This window comes from Clostridium sp. UBA3061 (assembly GCF_002367465.1).
In the GTDB taxonomy this organism is placed as follows: domain Bacteria; phylum Bacillota; class Clostridia; order Clostridiales; family Clostridiaceae; genus Clostridium_J; species Clostridium_J sulfidigenes.
Window position 1 is genome coordinate 190,151 of sequence record NZ_DFCF01000008.1, and the last position, 21,925, is coordinate 212,075.

Below are 21,925 nucleotides of genomic sequence, written 5' to 3' on the forward strand. Positions count from 1 at the left end.
TCCGGTCTTCAGCACCAAATGACGCGGGGTGGAGCAGTTGGCAGCTCGTCGGGCTCATAACCCGAAGGTCGTAGGTTCAAGTCCTGCCCCCGCAACCATAAAAGTGGATTGAATATATATTCAATCCACTTTTTTCTTTTAAATAAGATTATTTAATTTATAATAAAGTTTAATGAATTGAATTTATAAATAGATTTCAAAAATGAATATAAATATAAGTATATTAATTAATTATATTTATATGAAAAATATTTTCCCCATGAAACCTTTTATAATTATTATTCATGACATAAAAATATAATATACGAAGATAAGAAAATTAAGAGGTATAAATTTACTAAAGTCATACTATAAGCGGAATAACTTAATAATTTAGAAGCATAAACTAAAAATGAAAACAGAGGTAAAATGGAGTTTATTGTAATAAATTTCCTTATGCGAGCCTCCATTAAATTACATTTATTTCCAATGGGTATTGATATAATTAACCTGTAAAAAAAATACAGGTGGGTGAAATTATTATGCAATATGGAGAAAATATTAGGACGTATAAAAGAGTAAAGAGCAGTATGGTTATTAGTAATGATAGGGATGGTGACGGAGCAAAAATAGTAGCGAAGAGTATTGTGTTTTTCTGTGTTGCTATATTAGTTAGTAGAGTAATAATGATAAACAAATCTGCACCTTTTGGGATTGCATTTTTACTTACAATACTATTCTTAGAGGATAACAAATTATCTTTATTTGTTGGACTGGGATCTATATTGGGCTACATAACTACAATAGGTGTAGTAGAGAATTCCTTAATGTATATAACTATAGTTCCAACTTTGGTTATAATATGTTTAATTTTAAATAGTTTTATAAAAAGGAATATTAAAAAGTTTGTTATTATAGGAGCAACTTTAATAATGATTTTTGCATATACTATGTTAGTGAATCAGTATACACTACTGTTGGCACTTGGAAATACTGCATTAGAAGGAGTAAGCATAATACCTGTTTACTTAATACTGGAGTATAGTATTAATAGTTTTAAAAACATAAGAACAAAGCATTTATTTTCAAATGAAGAAATAGTTTCTATGAGTATATTAATAGCTTTAATAATTGCAGGTACTTGGGGTATTGAAGTTTTCAATATATCAATTTTAAGTGTATTAAGCATTGCCGTTGTATCTATTATAGGTTATGTTTGTGGTACAAGCATAGGTGCTACAGCAGGAATTGCGATGGGTGTAATTGTGGGAATGTCTAGTCAGAATATTTTTGGTTATGCAACAGTATTGGGAGTATGCGCCTTGACTTCAGGGATATTTAGAGAAGGTGGAAAGTTGATTTCGTCTTTAGCATCATTTATCGTATTTTGCATAATGAAGATTTATATAGCTACTTATATACCTGAAGGAATTTCACAATTTATATTGGCAGAAGGGATTTTATCTACAGCGTTATTTATAGTTATACCTAATTGTATATATGAAACTATATCTGGGGAGTTAGATGTAGAGAAAAAAAGCAAAAGATACGAAGAAGGATATGCTAATAAAGTAAAAGGAATTTTCACAGATAGGTTAGATAAATTTTCTGAAGTGCTTCTAAATATGGCTGGTACGTTGAATAATTTAGCTGATAATGATAAGTTAGATATGAGTACTAAAAGTAGTGGGCTTATAGAGAATTTAGCTAATAGAGTATGTAATAGCTGTGATACATGTGGAATATGTTGGGGAAGAGAAATGATAAATACCTATAAGGCTTTTGGAGAACTTTTAGAAAGTGCTCAGAATAAAACTAACATTTTTCCACAGTTATTAGAAAAGAAATGTATAAGGAAGGCTTCGCTAATAAGAAATACAGAAGATATAATAAATAAATTTATTATAAGTGAAATGTGGAGAAGTAGATTAGCGGAGGGCAGAGAGTTAATTGCAAATCAATTCAATAACATGGCTAAGTCTGTAGATGAGATTATGGAAGAGTTTTCAGCAGACTTTAATGAAGATAAAGATTCAGAAAAAAAGATTATGAGAATTCTTGAAAAGTACGATATAGAAGCTGATGATGTATTTGCAATAAAAGACAAGAATGAAAGATTGAATATACAGATAACCTGTAATTCTTGCAATGGAAGAAATTTATGTATAAAAAAAATACTACCTTTAATTAATGACTGTGTAGATTATAAAATGAAATTAAAAGCCGACGGTTGTAAGATTAATCCTATTACTAATAAGTGTACAGCTATGTTTGAAGAAGTACCTAAGTTTGGAGTAACTACTAGCGTATCTAGGGCATGCAAAGATGGACAAACTATCTTTGGAGATAATTTTAACTTTGGAGAAGGATATGATGGTAGTTACATGATGGTTATTAGTGATGGAATGGGCTCAGGTCCACAGGCAGGAAGAGAAAGTAAGGCTGTAGTTGAATTAATTGAGAAATTTACAAGTGCGGGCTTTAGCAGAACTACAGCTATAAATACAGTTAATTCTATAATGAGCCTTAAATTTTCAGAGGATGAAAAATTCTCTACAGTAGACTTAAGTGCAATTGACTTGTATAGTGGAGAAGTAGATTTTATGAAGGTGGGAGCAGTAGCTAGTATTGTAAAGAGTGGTGATACCATAGATATTATTAAATCTAGAAGTTTACCTATTGGAATACTAGATGAAGCAGATATAGAAATTCATAGTAAGAAAGTAAAAAATGGTGATTTGATTGTTATGTTAACAGATGGAGTTACAGACTGTGATGAAGAATCTAGTGGAAAGATAGATTGGATATTGGATTATTTATGTAGAAATGATAATGTGAGTCCAGAGGAACTATCTAAGGGTATAATTAATGAAGCGAAGAGAATAGGAAAAAATAAGGTTAAGGATGATATGACAGTTATGGTTTCTAGAGTTCACACAGCTTAATTTGGATTAAGTAAATTGGAAAGTTAATTATAGCTAATTTATAATGGTTATAATAAAAAAGTGAAGAGGTGTGTAAACATTTCTTCATTTTTTTATTATATTTGTTTTAAAATTCTTACATTTATGATATTATGACTTAAAACTATATTTTTAGGAAGTGTTTTTATGGGAGATAAAGAGTGGCCGAAAGTACATAATAATAGTATGAGAAATCAAGTTATCAAAACTATTGAAGAAAATGGAATGTTAAATAAAGGAGACAAAGTTATAGTTGCATTATCTGGAGGTCCTGACTCTATAAGTTTATTGCATGTTTTGTCTACATTAATGAATGATTATAATATAAAACTATATGCAGCTCACGTGAATCATATGTTAAGAGGTAGTGAATCAGATGAGGATGAAGCTACTTGTAGAAGGTTTTGCAAAGAAAATCAAATTGAATTCTTTAGCAAGTCTGTAGATATAAATTTAATAGCTTGTGAAAACAACATCTCCACAGAGATGGCTGGTAGGGATGCTAGATATGAATTTTTTGAAGAGCTTCTAAAAAAGCTTAATGCAAATAAAGTTGCATTAGCTCATAATGTTAATGATCAAGCAGAAACAGTACTTATGAGGTTAATGAGAGGAACTGGAATAGAAGGGCTTATAGGAATTAAACCTGTAAGAGATAAAGTATATATAAGACCGATAATAAATGTGAGCAGACAAGAAATCGAGGGTTACTGTAAAGAAAACAATCTTCCGGCTAGAATAGATCAAACAAATTATGAGCCTATATATTCAAGAAACAAGATCCGATTAGAGTTGATACCTTATATACAACAAAACTTTAACGCGGATATAATTACAACCTTAAATAGAATGTGTGAACTTATCAAACGTGATGAGGATTATATTCAAGAAAATGCAATCAAAGTTTTTCAAAAATATTGTGATATAGGAGAAGATAAGGTTATAATATATAAAGATGTATTTTATCTTCATCCATCTTTAGTAAGTAGAGTGATAAGAAAAGCTCTATTAGAAGTCAAAGGGGATATAAATAATATTCAAAGCATACATATCGATAATATTATAAACTTACAAAAATCTGGTACAGGAAAGTTTACAATTGTTCCAAAAGAAATATTAATCAAGAATGTATACGGCAATATTGAAATAACAAGGCAAAAAAAACAATGTAAAGTTGATATAGATACTATTATAAATCTTAATATGGGTAATAATTATATTGAAGAGCTAGGACTTAAAGTATATATAAGATATATAGATAGTGACAAAAAAATGAATTTTAAATCTAATGATAACATAAAATATTTTAATGGTACTAATATAAAACATATAACATTAAGATTTAGAAGAAATGGGGATAGATTTTCTCCTCTTGGGCTGAAAGGTAGTAAGAAGTTAAAGGACATATTTATAGACTTAAAGATTCCAAGAGAAGAAAGAGATTTTGTGCCTCTGCTTTGTTTTGATGAAGATATTTCATGGATAATAGGATATAAAATAAGTGATAAATTTAAAATCCATGAAGGAATAAAAAAAATTATAGAAGTAAGTGTGGAAAGGCAGGAAAAACATGAATAAGGACATTAAAGAAGTTTTATTAACTGAAGAGGTTTTGACAGAAAAAATTAAAGAAATAGGGGCTGAAATATCAAAGGAATATGCAGGGAGAGATTTAATTGTACTTGGTATTCTAAAGGGTTCAGTAATGTTTATGTCTGATTTAATGAAAAACATAACTATACCATGTAAGATGGATTTTATGGCTGTATCTAGCTATGGAGACGCTACACAATCTTCAGGAATAGTAAAAATAATAAAGGATTTAGATTTTGAAATAAAAGGTAAGGATGTGTTGATAGTAGAAGATATTATAGATAGTGGAGTAACTCTTAAATATCTTATGAAATACTTAGGTGCTAGAAATCCAAGGAGTCTTGAAATAGCTTGTTTACTTAATAAACCTGAAAGAAGAAAGGAAGAACTAGATGTTAAGTATCTTGGTTTTGATGTTCCGGATTATTTCTTAGTAGGATATGGTCTTGACTATGCTGAAATTTATAGGAATCTTCCTTATATAGGAATATTAGATGAACACGTATATATGAAGTAGTAAAGTTTTATACTATATAGATATAATCTTATTTATTTTTAAAATAGAATAGTAGTTCATTAATAATTAATATTATTGATGTTGTAAAGGAAAAACTCATATGATAGAATTTTTAGTGATATTGAACCGTAGAGAGAGGGGGGCTTTAAATGAAAAAAATTTCTAGTGCAACAATTTGGTTTTTAGTATTAATACTAGTTATATTTTCTGCACTATCATTATTCGATAGTACAGGAACTTTAAAAGAAATAAGTGTAACAGAATTTGAAAAATATATGCAACAAAAACAAGTATCAGCCATACAAACATCATCTGATGGTACATCAGTAAGGGGTAAATTAAGTGATGGTACTGAATTCAGTGTAAATATTTTACAATCCAGGTATTCTCAAATACTTAAAGAAAATCCAAACCCTAATATGAATGAAAAATATGATCCACCTGCTACAGTTCCAGTTTGGATGAGAATTTTACCTACGCTTCTTGTGATAGGAATGGTAGTGCTATTTTGGGTAATGTTTATGAATCAATCTAATGGAAGCGGTGGCGGAGGCGGCCGTGGGGTTATGAGCTTTGGTAAAAGTAAAGCTAAGATGGCTGTACCTTTAGAAGGTGATAAAAAGGTTACCTTTAAAAATGTAGCTGGAGCTGATGAAGAAAAGCAAGAGCTCGAAGAAATAGTAGATTTTCTTAAAAATNNATGAAAGAGAGCAAACATTAAACCAACTTCTTGTTGAAATGGATGGATTTGGTGTAAATGAAGGCATAATAATGGTAGCTGCTACAAATAGACCAGATATTTTAGACCCAGCTCTTTTAAGACCAGGTAGATTTGATAGACAGATAGTTGTTGGTGTGCCTGATGTTAAAGGAAGAGAAGAAATATTAAAAGTTCACTCTAAGAATAAACCTTTGAATGAAGATGTAGAATTAAAAATACTTGCAAAGCGAACACCAGGATTTACTGGGGCAGACCTTGAAAATCTAATGAATGAAGCTGCTTTATTAACTGTTAGAGCTAGAAGAAAAGTTATTACTATGGAAGAGTTAGAAGAGTCTATAACTAGAGTAATGGCTGGACCAGAAAAGAAGTCTAGAGTTATTAGTGAGAAAGATAAGAATTTAACTGCATATCATGAAGCGGGTCACGCAGTAGTATCTAAATACTTACCTAATTCTTATGCTGTACATGAAATTAGTATTATTCCAAGAGGTATGGCAGGAGGATATACTTTACATCTACCTAATGAAGATACTGCATATACATCTAAGTCTAAGCTTAGAGATGATATGGTTGGTCTTTTAGGTGGAAGAGTTGCTGAAGCGTTAATTCTTGGAGACATAAGTACAGGAGCTAAAAATGATATAGATAGAACTACATCAATAGCTAAGAAGATGGTTATGGAATATGGTATGACAGATGCTCTAGGACCTATATCTTTTGGAAAAGATGATGGTGAAGTATTCATGGGAAGAGACTTTGGAAGAACAAGAGATTTCTCTGAAGAGGTTGCATCTAAGATAGATAGAGAAATTAAAGCTTTAATTGATGAGGCTTATGAGAGAACAGAAACTATTCTTAAAGAGAATATAGATAAACTTCATGATGTTGCAAAAGCTCTACTTGAAAGAGAAAAGCTTACTGCGGAAGAATTTAATGCAATAATGGAAGGAAAAACTCTTGCAGAATTTGATGCGGAAAAAGTAGTGGTAGATTCTCCGAAAGAGGAAAATGATATTCCTGTAGAAGAAAATAGTATTAGTTCTAATGATAAGTTTAAGGATTGGAATGTAGAAGCTCTTAATGATGAAGTGTCAACAGATGAAAATCAGATAGAAGAAATTTCAAATAATGAGAGTAACACATATAAAGAAAGTTAATACATTGTTTTAAAAGCACAGCTATTGCTGTGCTTTTTTTATAAAAGTAATTATGTTATAATGAACTTGAAAATAGAAGCGTATTGAAGAAACTATTGAGACAACTATATTTATAGTTATCATAGCTTAATTTATTTCTGAATTTTGAAAAAAATAAAACAAATAAATATAATACTTGGGAGGTTAATTTATGAAAACTGATATTGAAATTGCTCAAAGTTCAAAGATGATACCAATTTTAGAGGTAGGAAAAACATTAGGTTTAACTGAAAATGATTTAGATCTTTATGGAAAGTATAAAGCAAAGATATCCCTAGATGTTCTTGCAAATAGAAAAGATAAGGGTGATGGGAAACTTATATTAGTTACAGCAATTAATCCAACTCCAGCAGGAGAAGGAAAATCTACAGTAACTATAGGACTTGGTCAAGCACTTTGCAGTTTAGGCCAAAATGCTGTTATAGCATTAAGAGAACCTTCATTAGGGCCAGTTTTTGGAGTTAAGGGAGGTGCTGCTGGTGGCGGATACGCTCAAGTAGTACCAATGGAAGATATAAATCTTCATTTCACAGGAGATATGCATGCTATTACAACAACAAACAATTTGTTATCAGCAGCTATAGATAATCATATTCATCAAGGAAATGAACTTCGAATAGATTCAAGAAGAATTATATTTAAAAGAGTTTTAGATATGAATGATAGAGCTCTTAGAGATATAGTAGTTGGTATGGGTGGTAAACCTAATGGATTTTTAAGAGAAGATGGATTCACAATTACTGTTGCATCTGAAATTATGGCAATACTATGTTTATCTAACAATCTTATGGATCTTAAGGAGAAATTTGGGAAAATACTTGTGGCATATGACCTTGATGGAAATCCAATATATTGTAAAGATTTAAAAGTTCAAGGTGCAATGGCTATGCTAATGAAAGATGCTATAAAACCTAATCTAGTACAAACATTAGATAATACGCCAGCAATAATTCATGGAGGGCCGTTTGCAAATATTGCTCATGGTTGTAACAGTATACTTGCAACTAAAATGGCGTTAAAGCTAGGAGATTATGCTATTACTGAAGCAGGATTTGGCGCAGATTTAGGAGCAGAGAAATTCTTTGATATTAAATGTAGGTATGGAGGATTAAAACCAAACTGCGTAGTTATAGTTGCAACAATTCGTGCATTAAAACATCATGGTGGAGTTAAAAAAGATGAATTAAATATTCCAAATGTAGAAGCATTATCTAGAGGTGTTGTGAATTTAGAGAAACAAATAGAAAACATACAAAAATTTAATGTTCCAGTAGTTGTGGCTATAAACAAATTCATATCAGATAGTGATGAAGAAGTTAAGTTCATAGAAGAGTTCTGTAAAGCTAAGGGTGTAGAAGTATCTTTGACCGAAGTTTGGGAAAAAGGAGCAGAAGGTGGAAAAGACTTAGCTAATAAAGTTGTTTCAACTATTAAAAATAAAGAAAGTAAATTCCAAGTATTATATAATGAAGAACTCGACATTAAAGAAAAAATAAAAGTTATTGCAAGGGAAATCTATGGAGCAGATGATGTTGAGTTTACAGCATCGGCTAAAAAACAGATTAGTGAAATCGAAAAATTAGGACTTCATAAAGTACCTATCTGTGTAGCTAAAACTCAAAATTCTCTTTCAGACAATCCTGCTTTATTAGGAAGACCAACAGGATTTAATATATCTGTAAAAGAAGTTAAATTATCAAATGGAGCAGGTTTTATAGTTGCTTTAACAGGAACTATAATGACTATGCCGGGGCTTCCAAAGGTTCCTGCTGCAAATAAAATAGATATTCATGAAGATGGAACTATAGAAGGTCTATTCTAAATTCTTTAAATTTAAATTAGATTATATATTAATTAGTTTAATAATTAATCAGATATAATTAAAAATTAAAATTTATTTACTAATCCTATGATTTTAATAGGATTAGTTTTTTTATAAATTTTAATAGAGAGGAATTAAAATTTATTTAAACAGAATACTATAACTAAGATTATCTAAATTGTAGAAATTTTTAAATAAGAAATTCACAGAAAAATGAATTAAAACTTGCAATGAATATATACAAATGGTGTTAAATGTGTTATTATTATATACGGTAAAGTTAATATGTCAGGAGGCAGTAAAATGAATAAACTTGAAGTGTTTAATTCGCTTAAAGAGACATCACATTTAGGTGGTGGAGATAGTCAATTGCAAATGCAACACAACCTAAATAAACTTACAGCGAGAGAAAGAGTTCTTGCATTATTAGATGAAGGAACATTTGTAGAAATTGGTGCTCTTGTTTTAGACAATGGAGCCGGTGTAATTACTGGTCACGGAACTGTAAATGGTAGACTAGTATTTATATATAGTTGTGACTATACAGTTGAAGGTGGAACTTTTACAAAAGCTATGGGAAGAAAAATAATAAATATTCTTGATAATGCTGCTAAAATAGGTGCTCCTGTAGTTCAAGTTATTGATTCCATAGGTGGAAAATTAAATGAAGGAATAGAATTACTTGGTTCCTATGGATTAGTTTTAAATAAGTATGCTAAGTTAAGTGGTGTAGTTCCAAGAATATCAATTATTTGTGGTCCTTGTAATGGGATAACATCATTAATTGGTACAATGAGTGATATAGTGGTTGCTGTAGATGAAATAAGCGATTTAAGTGTATCTTCTTTAGGGAAGCTTACTGAAAAAGAAGGTAAATATGTGGATAAATCAATGGTGAGCAATGGAGTAAGTGCTAATAAAAATAGTAATGCGCACATAAATACTGCTACTGAAGAAGAAGCATTCCAAGTTGTGAGAAATATAATTTCTTATATGCCATCAAATAATTTAGAATTACCTACTGTTAGTAATGAAGATTTAAATTTAAATTTAAGTAAGCTAAATCTTGATGAAATGGTTGAAAAGGACAGTTATTCCTTAGATGAAATATTAAATACTATAACTGATGTAGATAGTATTATAGAGATATATGGAGGATTTGCTGCAAACTTTAGAACTGTACTGGGAAAAATCAACGGTTTGACAGTTGGAGTTATATTAAACTCTAGCAATAAAGAAATTGATAATTTAGGAGCAAATAAAGTTGCAAGTTTTGTAAAATTATGTGACAGTTTCAACATATCAATTTTAAGTTTAGTAGATACCAAAGGAGCATCAGTTTCTTTAGAAGAAGAAAATAATGGACTTGCTAAAAATATAGGAAAGCTTATGTATTCGTTAATTGATGCTTCAGTTCCAAAGGTTTCTTTAGTTATTGGGGAAGCATATGGCCTTGGATATGAAGTATTGGCTTCAAGAGAATCAGCTTTTGATGTTACAATGGCTTGGCCAACAGCAAAGGTATGTTTAACAAATCCAGAAGAATATATAAAAGGATTACACAGAGATGAGATATTTAACTCAGAGGATCATAAACAAGGGGAAAAAGATGTAATTGCTAAATATTATGATGAAGTAACAACTCCATATAATTTAGCTAAAATGGGAATTATAGATGATGTAATAAAACCAAGCGAAAGCAAGCAAAGGATATTTGCTATGCTAGATATGTTACAAAGTAAAAGAGAATTAAAATATCCTAAAACACATGGTAGTACACTAGTTTAGGAGGAATAAGATATGAAAGAAACATTATTCAGAAACTTCACTCTAGATAATTTATCCTTTGCATTAGGTGTATCTGCCATTGCTATGATAATAGTGTTTGGAGTATTAATAGCACTTATGCTAATAATTAAGTTACAGAGCTTTTTATTAGGAAGAGATTATAAAAAGAAATCCAATACTAATGATGAGCCTAAAGAAGAATCAATTACGGTAAGTGAAGTTGATAACACTGTGCAAGCAGTAGATATTAATAAAGAATATGAGTTAGTAGCAGCTATAATGGCATCACTATCTGCTCATACTGGTAAACCACTAGATGAACTAAATATAAAGAGTATAAAAAGGATTAATAATAATTCAAGTTGGAGAAGTGCTTCTATTAAATAGAAGCATTGTTAGGAGGATATTTCGTATGAAAAAGTATAATGTTACAGTTAATGGAAGTTTATATCAAGTAGAAGTAGAAGAGGTAAAGGGTGAATTTGCTACACCAGTAGCAGCAGTAGCACCAATAGCATCAGCAAAACCGGTACAACCAACACAACCAGTAGCTCCAGTGGCATCATCAACTCCAGCACAAGCTCCAGCTGCATCACCAGTTGCATCAACAGCAGATGGTGCAAAGGTAGAAGCACCAATGCCAGGAACAATAGTTAAGGTACTTGCAACTAAAGGGGCAACAGTTAAACAAGGAGAGGTTCTCTTTGTACTTGAAGCTATGAAGATGGAGAATGAAATAATGGCTCCAGCAGATGGAATTGTAGTAGAGATAAATGTAACACAAGGAGCCGCAGTTAATACTGGAGATATATTAGCTGTTATTGGATAATAGGAGGTCAACTTAAATGAATGTTTTTGAAGTAATTAAGGATTTGTTTGCCTCTTCTGGGTTTGCGGCCTTAACATGGCAGCAAGCAGTGATGATAGGAGTATCTTTAGTTTTCATATGGTTAGCAATTGGTAAAAAATTTGAACCTCTTTTGTTATTACCTATAGCCTTTGGTATGTTACTTACTAACATACCATTAGGTAATATCATGGCTGAGCCAGTAGGTAAGGAAGTAGGAGGATTGTTATATTACTTATCAAGAGGAGTTAAGTGGGAAATATTCCCTCCGCTTATATTCTTAGGGGTAGGAGCAATGACGGATTTTGGTCCATTACTTGCTAATCCATCTAGTGTACTTATGGGAGCGGGGGCACAATTTGGTATTTTCTTTGCTTTTGGAGTAGCTATTCTTTTTGGATTTACACCACAAGAAGCTGCATCTATAGGAATTATAGGAGGAGCAGATGGTCCTACAGCTATATTCTTAACTAATAAGCTAGCAGGACATTTACTAGGACCTATTGCAGTGGCAGCATATTCATATATGGCACTAGTGCCACTTATACAACCACCAATAATGAAGGCTCTTACAACTAAAGAAGAGCGTAGAATAAAAATGGGACAACTTAGACAAGTTAAGCAAATAGAAAAGATTGTATTTCCTATAGTTGTAACTATAATGGTAACTTTATTATTACCATCCTTATTGCCATTAATAGGAATGTTAATGCTTGGCAACTTATTTAAGGAGTCTGGAGTAGTTGGAAGACTTTCAGATACTGCACAAAATGCCCTAGTAAATATAGTTACTATATTTCTTGGACTTTCTGTTGGAGCAACTGCAACAGCAGAGGCCTTTATAAATCCTAAAACCATAGGAATAGTTATAATTGGAGTGGCTTCCTTTGCTGTAGCTACAGCAGGAGGAGTACTTGTAGGTAAAATCATGTGTAAATTAACTAAAGGTAAGATAAACCCATTAATTGGATCTGCTGGAGTGTCAGCAGTACCTATGGCAGCTAGAGTTTCTCAAGTTGTAGGTCAAAAGGAAGATCCTACTAACTTCTTACTTATGAATGCTATGGGAGCAAATGTATCTGGAGTTATAGGAAGTGCAGTTGCAGCGGGTGTATTATTAACCTTATTCGGAGCTTAATATTAAGTTAAATTGTAAATAGTTTATAAAAAAGGTATGTACTTTTAAAATAAAGGTATATACCCTTTTTTATTTGATAATAATAAAAAAAAGGAGGCGATTATTATGAAGGATATAATGATTCAATCTCTAATTGAAAAAGAAAATGAGATTATTAAAAGTTATAAAAGTTATCTGACAAACATACCTGTTCAAGAAATTGACAACAAGGCACAGGACTCTATTGTAAGACATAATAATCATGTAAAGACTTTAAAAAATATTATAGGGAGGTAGGGGCCAATGTTCAATGGTGAGGATAAGGAAAAAAATATTAGAAGAAATTATATAAACAAGAAAGAGGAAAATTTAAAAAAGTTATATCTTAATATTTTGAATAATTCTGATGATGGAACATTAAAAGAAGAATTATATGAGATTTTTAAAGATGAGTTGGATATAATAAATAGTAATAATCTAATATAAAACATAATAGAGTAGTCTAGAGTGGTATTACATAAAATTCATTAACACATTAAGTAGTATTAACTTAAAAAAGTTAATTAAATTATATAGTTAAAGTGTTAAATGTGTTATAATAATTAGGAACATTTAAAAAGCAGCTTAAAAGCTGCTTTTAATTATATAGAGGTGACATGATTATGATATTCGTATTAGACGTAGGAAATACTAATATAGTATTAGGTATTTATAAGAATGAGGAATTAATAGTTGAGTGGAGATTATCTACAGATAATAGAAAAACTTCTGATGAATATATGATAGAAGTAGCACAGCTTTTTGCTTACAACAAGCTAGAGGTTAGTGATATATCAGGAGTTATTATTTCATCAGTAGTTCCCAATATAATGTATTCCCTAGAACATATGGTTAGAAAGTTTTTTAACAAAAAACCTCTAGTAGTAGGGCCGGGAATAAAAACTGGAATAAATATAAAATATGATAATCCTAAAGAAGTAGGAGCAGATAGAATAGTTAATGCAGTAGCAGCTCATGAAATGTATAAAAAACCATTAGTTATTATAGATTTTGGTACTGCGACTACTTTTTGTGCAGTAGCTGCTAATGGAGATTATATAGGCGGAACTATATCGCCAGGTATAAAAATATCCTCAGATGCTTTATTCCAAAGAGCTGCTAAACTTCCAAGAGTAGAGCTTATAAAACCAGAAACAGTTATTTGCAAAAATACAGTAGCTAGTATGCAAGCAGGTATTGTATATGGTTATATAGGTCAAGTTGATTTTATCGTAAGTAAAATTAAAGAGGAAATGATAGCATTAGGTGAGGAAAATCCTATGGTAATAGCTACAGGAGGTCTTGCTAATCTTATAGCTGAGGGATCAAAATCTATAGATAAAGTTGAACCATTCTTAACTTTAGAAGGACTTAGAATTATATACGAGAAGAACAGAGAATAGGTGATAGAATGAAAATTTCAAATATAAGCTTCGAAAATCCTGTATTTCTAGCTCCTATGGCAGGAGTTACTGATATAGCATATAGAGGTATATGTAAAGAAATGGGATGTGGACTAGTTTATACAGAAATGGTTAGTGCAAAAGGGTTATATTATAATAGTAAAAATACCGGAACCCTTATGAGAATAAGTGATGAAGAAAAGCCGGTTGCATTACAGATATTTGGAAGTGAGCCAAAGATAATGTCATTTGCTTGTGAGTCTATTCAAGGTATGGATGGAGTTGCTATTATAGATGTAAACATGGGATGTCCGGTACCAAAGATAGTTAAAAATGGAGAAGGTTCTGCTTTGATGAAAAATCCTAAGCTTGCTGGCGAAATTGTTAAAGAAATGAAGAAGTCTACAAATAAGCCTATTACAGTAAAGTTTAGAAAGGGTTTTGATTCAAATAACATAAATGCTGTGGAGTTTGCTAAATATTTAGAAGATGCAGGAGTAGATGCTATAACGGTGCATGGAAGAACTAGAGAGCAAATGTATGAAGGTAAGGCGGATTGGGATATAATAAAGCAAGTAAAGGAAGCTGTTTCTATACCTGTCATTGGAAATGGTGATATTTTCGAGGCAGAAGATGCTATAAATATGAGGAAACAAACTAATTGTGATGGTATAATGGTAGCGAGAGGTGCTATGGGAAATCCTTGGATATTTAAAGAGATAAAACAAGGAATTGATGGAAATGATATAGTGAGGCCTACTGATGTAGAAAGAATAGATATGTGCATGACTCATTTGAATAGAGCCATAAAGTTCTTTGATGAAAATAAGGCTGTAAGAGAAATGAGAAAACATATAGCATGGTATATTAAGGGATTAAGGAATTGTACCGAAATTAAAGATAAAATCAACTCTGCTATATCCTATGATGAAATGTATGATTTATTAGAAAAATATAAATTAAATTATGAAAAGTGGTATTTTTAATATAAATATACCTTCATTGACAAGGAATTGCAGGTGTTTTATAATTAATCAAAGATTATAGAGACTATATATGATACAATTGAGTATTTATAATGATATAGAATTATTTAGTAAGATTGAAGGGGAGAGAAAAATGAGCGAAGCTAAAAAATACGTGATGACTTACGAAGGAATAAAGAAGCTTGAAGATGAGCTAGAGTACTTAAAAACAGTTAAGAGAAAGGAAATAACAGAAAAGATAAAGGTTGCTTTAGGATATGGAGATTTAAGTGAAAATTCAGAGTATGACGAAGCAAAGAATGAGCAAGCATTTGTTGAAGGAAGAATTATTCAACTTGAAAATATGCTAAGAAATGCATCTGTGGTAGATGAAAGTGAAATTCCTAAAGATATGGTTAGTATAGGAACAAGTGTAAAAGTGTTTGATTATGAATTTGATGAAGAAATAGAATTTTATCTTGTTGGCTCTGCTGAAGTAGATCCTTATGAAAATAAAATTTCAGATGAGTCCCCTGTTGGAAATGCGCTTATGGGGAAAAGAACAGGAGACATTATAGAAGTATCAACTCCAGATGGAATTAACAAGTATAAAGTATTGGAAATTAATAGATAATCATAAATGAAAAACTAGGAGGAATGGTCTATGGCTACAGAAGTTAACAATGATAATTCACAAGAAATTGTAGTAGATAATGAACAATTACAAGCTCAAGAAGCTGAATATAATGAACAAGTAATGATAAGAAGACAAAAACTAGCTGATCTTCAAGCCCAAGGAAAAGACCCTTTTGACGTATATAAGGTTGAAAGAACTCATGAGGCTCAAGAAATAAAGGATAGCTATGAAGAACTTCAAGAAACAGAAGTTACAATTGCAGGAAGACTTATGTCTAAAAGAATTCAAGGAAAAGCTGGATTCTGCGATATTCATGATAGATCTGGTAAAATGCAAGTATATATAAGACTTGATAGGGTTGGAGAAGAACAGTTTAAAGATGCAAAAACTTTTGATATAGGTGATTTTTTAGAAGTTACGGGTATACCATTTGTAACAAAGACAGGAGAAACTTCTGTTAAAGCTAGCAAAGTAACTTTAATTTCTAAATCATTAAAACCACTTCCAGAAAAATGGCATGGACTTAAAAATCCAGATTTAAAATATAGACAAAGAGAAGTAGACCTAGTAATGAATAAAGATGTAAGGGATACTTTTATTAATAGAATAAAAATTATAAAAGCTGTAAGAGAATTCTTAGATAATAGAGGATACTTAGAAGTGGAGACTCCTATTTTATCTCCTATAGCTGGAGGAGCAGCTGCAAGACCATTCGTAACTCATCATAATACCTTAGATATAGATATGTATTTAAGAATTGCTACCGAGTTATACTTAAAAAGATGTATAGTTGGTGGACTTGAAAAAGTATATGATATGGGTAAAAACTTCAGAAATGAAGGAATGAGTATAAGACACAATCCGGAATTTACAATGATAGAATTATATGAAGCTTATGCTGATTATAACGATATGATGAAAATAACAGAAGAATTAGTTGCATATGCTTGTGAGAAGGTTCATGGTAGCACTAAAGTAAATTATCAAGGAACTGAAATAGACTTTACACCACCATGGAGAAGAATTACTATGATTGATGCTGTAAAGGAATATGCAGGTGTAGACTTCAATGAAATTAAGACAGATGAAGAAGCTAGACAAATTGCAAAAGAAAAACATTTAGAATTTATAAAGGAATTAAAAGATTGTACAAAGGCAGATATATTAAATGGTTTATTTGAAGAATATGCCGAAGAACATTTAATTCAACCAACATTCCTTTGTGATTATCCAGTAGAAATATCACCATTAACTAAGAAAAAACGTGGAAATGAAGCATTTACTGAGAGATTTGAAGGATTTGTTTATGGTAGAGAAGTTTGTAATGCTTATTCAGAACTAAATGATCCTATAGTTCAAAGACAAAGATTTGAACAACAAGCAAAAGAAAGAGAGCTTGGAGATGATGAGGCTTATCTAATTGATGAGGAATTCATGAGTGCTCTTGAGGTAGGAATGCCTCCAACAGGTGGACTTGGAATTGGTATAGATAGAATAGTAATGTTCTTAACTGATTCAGTATCCATCAGGGATGTTATACTATTCCCAACAATGAAACCTCTACAATAATATATAATTTTAAAATTAATTTTACCCAAAAATTATTACATATTAAAATAATTTTTGGGTAAAATGTTAAGGTGCTAATTTAATATATAATATAATTAAAGAGATATTAAATAATTATTGCATATTAAAAAGATTTTTGGATAAAATATTAAAGTATTCATATAATGTAAGCAAAAGAAATTATTTTTTAAATTTTATAAAATAGTGTTGAAATTTACATTAAATATGCTATAATCTAGATATGAATTAAATATTCCGCGATAGCTCAACGGTGGAGCACTCGGCTGTTAACCGATAGGTTGGAGGTTCGAATCCTCTTCGCGGAGCCATTTTTTATAAGATAACTTACGGCGGGCTTTTAAGTCGGCTTATTTTGTTATAGTAAACAATATAACAAAATAATATTTTAATTTTATTTTGAATTATAATATGATGTGAGGATAATAATATTAAAAACTGAATAATAACGATGATAAAGAAAAGTAGTAATAAAGATTTTAAAGAGAGATGATGGCGGGTGTAAATCATTAAATCAATATTATGAAGGGAGCTTTTGAGTTAGTGATAAATTTTAAAGATGAGCTTTAGCTAATAAGGGTGGAACCGCGGATTAATTTCGTCCCTTAATTGGTTAAAGTTTTTTTATTTACAAATATTAATTTGTAAATTGCAATTAATAATAAAAACATTGATGGAGGTAATGAACATGGCAAAACAATTAACTATGGATAAAATGGTAGCTTTATGTAAAAATAGAGGATTTATATTTTCTGGGTCTGAAATTTATGGAGGACTTGCGAATTCATGGGATTATGGTCCTTTAGGTGTGGAATTTAAAAATAACGTTAAAAAAGCATGGTGGAAAAAGTTTGTTCAAGAAAATCCTTACAATATAGGTTTGGATTGTGCAATATTGATGAATCCAGAAGTTTGGGTAGCAACAGGTCATGTAGGTGGATTCTCTGATCCATTAATGGATTGCAAAGAATGTAAGGCTAGATTTAGAGCTGATAAGTTAGTTGAAGATCATATGGTTTCAGAAGGCGCAGAAGTAGCTGTAGCTGATGGATGGACTAATGAAGAGTATAAAGAATATATTGAAAAACATAATGTGGTTTGTCCAAAGTGTGGGAAAATGAATTATACAGATATAAGAAAGTTTAATCTTATGTTTAAAACTTTCCAAGGCATAACTGAAGACAGTAAAAATGAAATATATTTAAGACCAGAAACAGCTCAAGGTATTTTTGTAAACTTTAAAAATGCTCAAAGAACATCAAGAAAGAAAGTACCTTTTGGAATAGCTCAAATAGGTAAATCTTTCAGGAATGAAATTACTCCAGGTAACTTTACCTTTAGAACAAGGGAGTTTGAGCAAATGGAACTTGAATTTTTCTGTAAGCCAGGAACTGACTTAGAGTGGTTTGAATATTGGAAGGAATATTGTAAGAATTTCTTATTTAACTTAGGAATGGGTAAGGAAAATCTAAGGTTTAGAGATCATGAAAAAGAAGAACTATCATTCTACAGTAATGCTACTTGTGACATAGAGTTTTTATTCCCATTTGGATGGGGTGAACTTTGGGGAATAGCTGATAGAACAGACTATGACTTAAAAAGACACATGGAACATTCAGGAGAAGAGCTATCTTATCTAGATCCAACTACTAATGAGAAATATGTACCATACTGTATAGAACCATCATTAGGAGCTGATAGAGTTGCATTAGCATTCTTGTGTGAAGCTTATGATGAAGAAGAACTAGAAGGTGGAGATGTTAGAACAGTGATGCATCTTCATCCAGCATTAGCACCATTTAAGGCTGCGGTACTTCCACTTAGTAAGAAATTAAGTGAAAAGGCTCTTGATGTATATGGAATATTATCTAAAAAGTTTAATGTGGATTATGATGAGGCTGGAAGTATAGGAAAGAGATATAGAAGAGAAGATGAAATAGGAACACCATTCTGTATTACTATTGACTTTGATACTATAGAAGATGAGAGTGTTACAGTAAGGGATAGAGATACTATGGAACAAGTAAGAATGCCAATAAGTAATCTAGTGTCTTATATAGAAGAAAAAATGGAATTTTAATAGAAGTCTATATAGATTTAAAATAGCTCTAGGCATTAATTTGCTTGGAGTTATTTTATAGTAAAGAATATAGCAAGTTGAATATGTAAAGTAAAAATATATTGGTATGATAAATTAAGGGTGTTTAAAAAATGTATTGTAGTCTAAAATTTAAATGAATATTGTATTTAAAGGTTTATTAATGGAGATTTATATAAATGGATAAAAAAATAACCGGATTTGCATCCGGTAAAAAATAGGGTTTAATCATGGGGATATGTTATGTGCAATGTTAAACCTTTGGGGAAAAGTTTTAACACCTTTACTTACGGCACAGACAGATTATATCATATTAAAAAACTCATAGCAATAGCTTTTTTAAAAAAATAATAAATTAAATTGAAAAAACATTGGAAAGTTAGTGAATTGAAGGGGAAAATAGGCGAAAATAAAGAAAATAGGGGAACTTTTGCAATAAATAGAATAAGTATTTTTCATAGAGTTTTTTTAAGTCTGATGTAGTGATATAATTATAGTATAGAAGTAAGCTAATATATGGCGGTACTGGAGGAATAAGAATGAAAAGAAATTTTAGTGAGTTTAAGAAGTTTATTAAGGATAAAAATGTAGCAGTAGTAGGAATAGGGGTAAGCAATATACCACTTATAGATTTCCTTGTTGGTTTAGGAGCTAAAGTAACTGCATTTGATAAAAAGAATATAGAAAAACTTAAAGAAGTTGTAGACAAGTATCAATGCAAAGGAGTTAAATTTGAATTGGGAGAAGGATATCTATCTAATTTGCATGGTTTTGATGTTATCTTTAAAACCCCATCTATGAGAATTGATAGTAAAGAATTAACTATAGCCAAAAATGAAGGTGCATATATAACATCCGAGATGGAGGAGTTTTTAAGATATTGTCCTGCTAAAATATACGGTATAACAGGAAGCGACGGAAAAACAACAACTACATCTTTAGTATATAGTATTTTAAGTGCGGCTGGTTTCAAAACTTGGGTTGGAGGGAATATAGGTACCCCATTATTCACAAAAATAGAAGAAATATCACCAGATGATAAGGTTGTTCTTGAGTTATCAAGTTTTCAACTTATGACTATGGATACATCTCCAGAAGTAGCTTTAATTACAAATTTATCACCTAATCATTTAGATATGCATATAGATTTACAAGAATATATAGATTCCAAAAAGAATATATTTAAATATCAAAATAAAGATAACCTGTTGGTGTTAAATGAAGATAATGATGTTACAAGAAATATTAAAGGGGAAGAAAATGGGCGTCTTTATACTTTTAGTAGGAATAGTGTTATAGAAAATGGAGCGTATTATAAAGATGGAGTTCTTTTTGCTAGAGGTAAAAAGGTATGTAATAAAAGTGAAGTATTGCTTAAAGGTATGTATAATATAGAAAATTTATTGGCAGCCTTCGCTCTGATAGTGGATGATGTGGATGTAAAGTATATGAGAGAAGTCGCAATTACTTTTAAAGGTGTAGAACATAGAAATGAATTTGTAAGAAGCTATAGAGATGTAGAATATTATAATAATTCTATAGCGTCAAGTCCTACTAGAACATTAGCAGGTATAAAAGCTTTTGAAAAACCGGTAGTATTAATTGCTGGAGGACGTGATAAAAAAGTTCCTTTTGATCCATTAGCATATGAAGGATATCCATATATAAAATCATTGATCCTGCTTGGGGAAGCTAAGGAACAAATTAAAAAAGTTTTTGACAAATTAAAAAATGAAAAAGGTATCCATGTTGATATTCATATGGTTGATACGTTAGAAGAAGCTGTAAATAAAGCAGTAGAAATATCAGTAAGTGGAGACATAGTTGCATTAGCTCCGGCATGCACAAGTTTTGATATGTTTGAAAACTTTGAGATTAGAGGAAATAGGTTTAAAGAAGTGGTTAAGAATTTAAAGTAATAGAACATTATTAAAAAAAATATATATCTATAATACTTTATATTAACTTAATAATAGAAAGATATATTCCTAGAACGCAGTTTTGATTTACTGTTTTCTAGGAATTTACTTTTTAAATCATAATGTCAATTGATTTGTAAAGCTTACTATAAGAAGATTATATTAGCTTGTTAGGTTAGTTATAAGTAATAATGACACACTACTGTACTTCACATTTTAATATCTATTGTAATCTGGTTATACAAATAGGAAATTTCCTTGAAACCCGCATGGATAGAACAACTATTTAACTAGTTATATATATAACTAGTTTTCAATTTATATAGGTAACTATTTATTCTAAATCTATATACTCAGAGTGGTTTATAAGATTTTACTGATGAAAAACATATAATTAATTAGTAAAATAGGCCATATCATAAATAAATTAAAAAACTTAACCAAGTGTATCAATGCATGTAAATTAGAGAAAAAATAAGAAATTTAGAGAAAATAAAGGATAATTTATATATATAATCACATAGGCTAAGAAGTGAAAGCCAACCCTATGATATTATAAATCTCATCACTAAGTGATGCGAACTTCAAAGTTCAAATCTAGATAACTTTAAAGATGGATTTAAAGAAAAAAGTTTTAAAAAAGTTTAAAAAGTTATTGACATAACAAAATGATGGTGATAAAATTTAAAAAGTAGTCAGTCAGTAGATTGATGAAAACCAAATGGTCTTTG

Annotated in this window: 16 protein-coding genes, 3 tRNA genes, 1 pseudogene and 1 other annotated feature (1 of these 21 only partly in view); all 20 genes and pseudogenes read left to right on the forward strand. The window is 30.5% G+C overall.

The genetic code is table 11. The annotated features are described in order from the left end of the window. Window positions 1–17: transfer RNA gene (locus tag B2P65_RS07265), tRNA-Leu, on the forward strand; it begins 122 nt to the left of the window's first position. Window positions 18–22: 5 nt separating this feature from the next. Further along, window positions 23–98 (forward strand) — tRNA-Met (locus B2P65_RS07270). A gap of 423 nt (window positions 99–521) precedes the next feature. After that, window positions 522–2,924: a stage II sporulation protein E gene (gene spoIIE, locus B2P65_RS07275; RefSeq protein ID WP_346848847.1), complete on the forward strand. Its 2,403-nt coding sequence runs from the start codon at window positions 522–524 to the stop codon at window positions 2,922–2,924. Window positions 2,925–3,089: 165 nt separating this feature from the next. Continuing rightward, window positions 3,090–4,520 carry a tRNA lysidine(34) synthetase TilS gene (tilS, locus tag B2P65_RS07280; RefSeq protein WP_346848848.1) on the forward strand — a complete coding sequence of 477 codons (1,431 nt, stop codon included), beginning with the start codon at window positions 3,090–3,092 and terminating at the stop codon, window positions 4,518–4,520. Continuing rightward, complete coding sequence (gene hpt, locus B2P65_RS07285) at window positions 4,513–5,052, forward strand: hypoxanthine phosphoribosyltransferase (RefSeq protein ID WP_346848849.1); 540 nt, start codon at window positions 4,513–4,515, stop codon at window positions 5,050–5,052. The genes tilS and hpt overlap by 8 nt, the downstream gene beginning before the upstream one ends. Window positions 5,053–5,201: 149 nt before the next feature. Beyond that, window positions 5,202–6,933, forward strand: a pseudogene (locus B2P65_RS07290) (ATP-dependent metallopeptidase FtsH/Yme1/Tma family protein). 190 nt (window positions 6,934–7,123) lie between these two features. Then, complete coding sequence (locus tag B2P65_RS07295) at window positions 7,124–8,794, forward strand: formate--tetrahydrofolate ligase (RefSeq protein ID WP_346848851.1); 1,671 nt, start codon at window positions 7,124–7,126, stop codon at window positions 8,792–8,794. Window positions 8,795–9,097: 303 nt separating this feature from the next. Then, window positions 9,098–10,582: a carboxyl transferase domain-containing protein gene (locus tag B2P65_RS07300; protein WP_346848852.1), complete on the forward strand. Its 1,485-nt coding sequence runs from the start codon at window positions 9,098–9,100 to the stop codon at window positions 10,580–10,582. A 12-nt stretch (window positions 10,583–10,594) separates the two neighbouring features. Further along, a complete protein-coding gene (locus B2P65_RS07305) occupies window positions 10,595–10,969 on the forward strand; it encodes an OadG family protein (protein ID WP_346848853.1) in 375 nt (124 codons plus the stop codon). Between the two features lie 25 nt (window positions 10,970–10,994). After that, window positions 10,995–11,411, forward strand: a complete 417-nt coding sequence (locus B2P65_RS07310) for a biotin/lipoyl-containing protein (protein WP_346876364.1) — start codon at window positions 10,995–10,997, stop codon at window positions 11,409–11,411. Window positions 11,412–11,427: 16 nt separating this feature from the next. Beyond that, a complete protein-coding gene (locus tag B2P65_RS07315) occupies window positions 11,428–12,567 on the forward strand; it encodes a sodium ion-translocating decarboxylase subunit beta (protein WP_346848855.1) in 1,140 nt (379 codons plus the stop codon). Window positions 12,568–12,672: 105 nt separating this feature from the next. Further along, window positions 12,673–12,843, forward strand: a complete 171-nt coding sequence (locus B2P65_RS07320; RefSeq protein WP_156964284.1) for a hypothetical protein — start codon at window positions 12,673–12,675, stop codon at window positions 12,841–12,843. 6 nt (window positions 12,844–12,849) lie between these two features. Beyond that, window positions 12,850–13,032, forward strand: coding sequence for a hypothetical protein (locus tag B2P65_RS07325; RefSeq protein ID WP_346848856.1), 183 nt, complete (start codon window positions 12,850–12,852; stop codon window positions 13,030–13,032). A gap of 176 nt (window positions 13,033–13,208) precedes the next feature. Beyond that, window positions 13,209–13,988 carry a type III pantothenate kinase gene (locus B2P65_RS07330; RefSeq protein ID WP_035130756.1) on the forward strand — a complete coding sequence of 260 codons (780 nt, stop codon included), beginning with the start codon at window positions 13,209–13,211 and terminating at the stop codon, window positions 13,986–13,988. Window positions 13,989–13,996: 8 nt separating this feature from the next. Continuing rightward, entirely contained in the window at window positions 13,997–14,974 is a 978-nt protein-coding gene (dusB, locus tag B2P65_RS07335) for a tRNA dihydrouridine synthase DusB (protein ID WP_346879873.1), read from the forward strand. Between the two features lie 133 nt (window positions 14,975–15,107). After that, window positions 15,108–15,587, forward strand: coding sequence for a transcription elongation factor GreA (gene greA, locus B2P65_RS07340; RefSeq protein WP_346848858.1), 480 nt, complete (start codon window positions 15,108–15,110; stop codon window positions 15,585–15,587). A gap of 66 nt (window positions 15,588–15,653) precedes the next feature. Continuing rightward, a complete protein-coding gene (gene lysS, locus B2P65_RS07345; protein WP_414632264.1) occupies window positions 15,654–17,159 on the forward strand; it encodes a lysine--tRNA ligase in 1,506 nt (501 codons plus the stop codon). A 254-nt stretch (window positions 17,160–17,413) separates the two neighbouring features. After that, a tRNA-Asn gene (locus tag B2P65_RS07350) sits at window positions 17,414–17,488 on the forward strand. A 131-nt stretch (window positions 17,489–17,619) separates the two neighbouring features. Next, window positions 17,620–17,786 (forward strand) — a binding site (T-box leader). Between the two features lie 79 nt (window positions 17,787–17,865). Then, window positions 17,866–19,257, forward strand: a complete 1,392-nt coding sequence (locus B2P65_RS07355) for a glycine--tRNA ligase (protein WP_346848868.1) — start codon at window positions 17,866–17,868, stop codon at window positions 19,255–19,257. 557 nt (window positions 19,258–19,814) lie between these two features. Continuing rightward, window positions 19,815–21,194 carry a UDP-N-acetylmuramoyl-L-alanine--D-glutamate ligase gene (murD, locus tag B2P65_RS07360; RefSeq protein WP_346848869.1) on the forward strand — a complete coding sequence of 460 codons (1,380 nt, stop codon included), beginning with the start codon at window positions 19,815–19,817 and terminating at the stop codon, window positions 21,192–21,194. Window positions 21,195–21,925 lie beyond the last annotated feature (731 nt).

Bases quoted from the DNA above. Each gene is read 5' to 3' on its own strand.
- spoIIE (WP_346848847.1), top strand. From the start codon at position 522: ATGCAATATGGAGAAAATATTAGGACGTATAAAAGAGTAAAGAGCAGT.
- tilS (WP_346848848.1), top strand. From the start codon at position 3,090: ATGGGAGATAAAGAGTGGCCGAAAGTACATAATAATAGTATGAGAAAT.
- hpt (WP_346848849.1), top strand. From the start codon at position 4,513: ATGAATAAGGACATTAAAGAAGTTTTATTAACTGAAGAGGTTTTGACA.
- B2P65_RS07295 (WP_346848851.1), top strand. From the start codon at position 7,124: ATGAAAACTGATATTGAAATTGCTCAAAGTTCAAAGATGATACCAATT.
- B2P65_RS07300 (WP_346848852.1), top strand. From the start codon at position 9,098: ATGAATAAACTTGAAGTGTTTAATTCGCTTAAAGAGACATCACATTTA.
- B2P65_RS07305 (WP_346848853.1), top strand. From the start codon at position 10,595: ATGAAAGAAACATTATTCAGAAACTTCACTCTAGATAATTTATCCTTT.
- B2P65_RS07310 (WP_346876364.1), top strand. From the start codon at position 10,995: ATGAAAAAGTATAATGTTACAGTTAATGGAAGTTTATATCAAGTAGAA.
- B2P65_RS07315 (WP_346848855.1), top strand. From the start codon at position 11,428: ATGAATGTTTTTGAAGTAATTAAGGATTTGTTTGCCTCTTCTGGGTTT.
- B2P65_RS07320 (WP_156964284.1), top strand. From the start codon at position 12,673: ATGAAGGATATAATGATTCAATCTCTAATTGAAAAAGAAAATGAGATT.
- B2P65_RS07325 (WP_346848856.1), top strand. From the start codon at position 12,850: ATGTTCAATGGTGAGGATAAGGAAAAAAATATTAGAAGAAATTATATA.
- B2P65_RS07330 (WP_035130756.1), top strand. From the start codon at position 13,209: ATGATATTCGTATTAGACGTAGGAAATACTAATATAGTATTAGGTATT.
- dusB (WP_346879873.1), top strand. From the start codon at position 13,997: ATGAAAATTTCAAATATAAGCTTCGAAAATCCTGTATTTCTAGCTCCT.
- greA (WP_346848858.1), top strand. From the start codon at position 15,108: ATGAGCGAAGCTAAAAAATACGTGATGACTTACGAAGGAATAAAGAAG.
- B2P65_RS07355 (WP_346848868.1), top strand. From the start codon at position 17,866: ATGGCAAAACAATTAACTATGGATAAAATGGTAGCTTTATGTAAAAAT.
- murD (WP_346848869.1), top strand. From the start codon at position 19,815: ATGAAAAGAAATTTTAGTGAGTTTAAGAAGTTTATTAAGGATAAAAAT.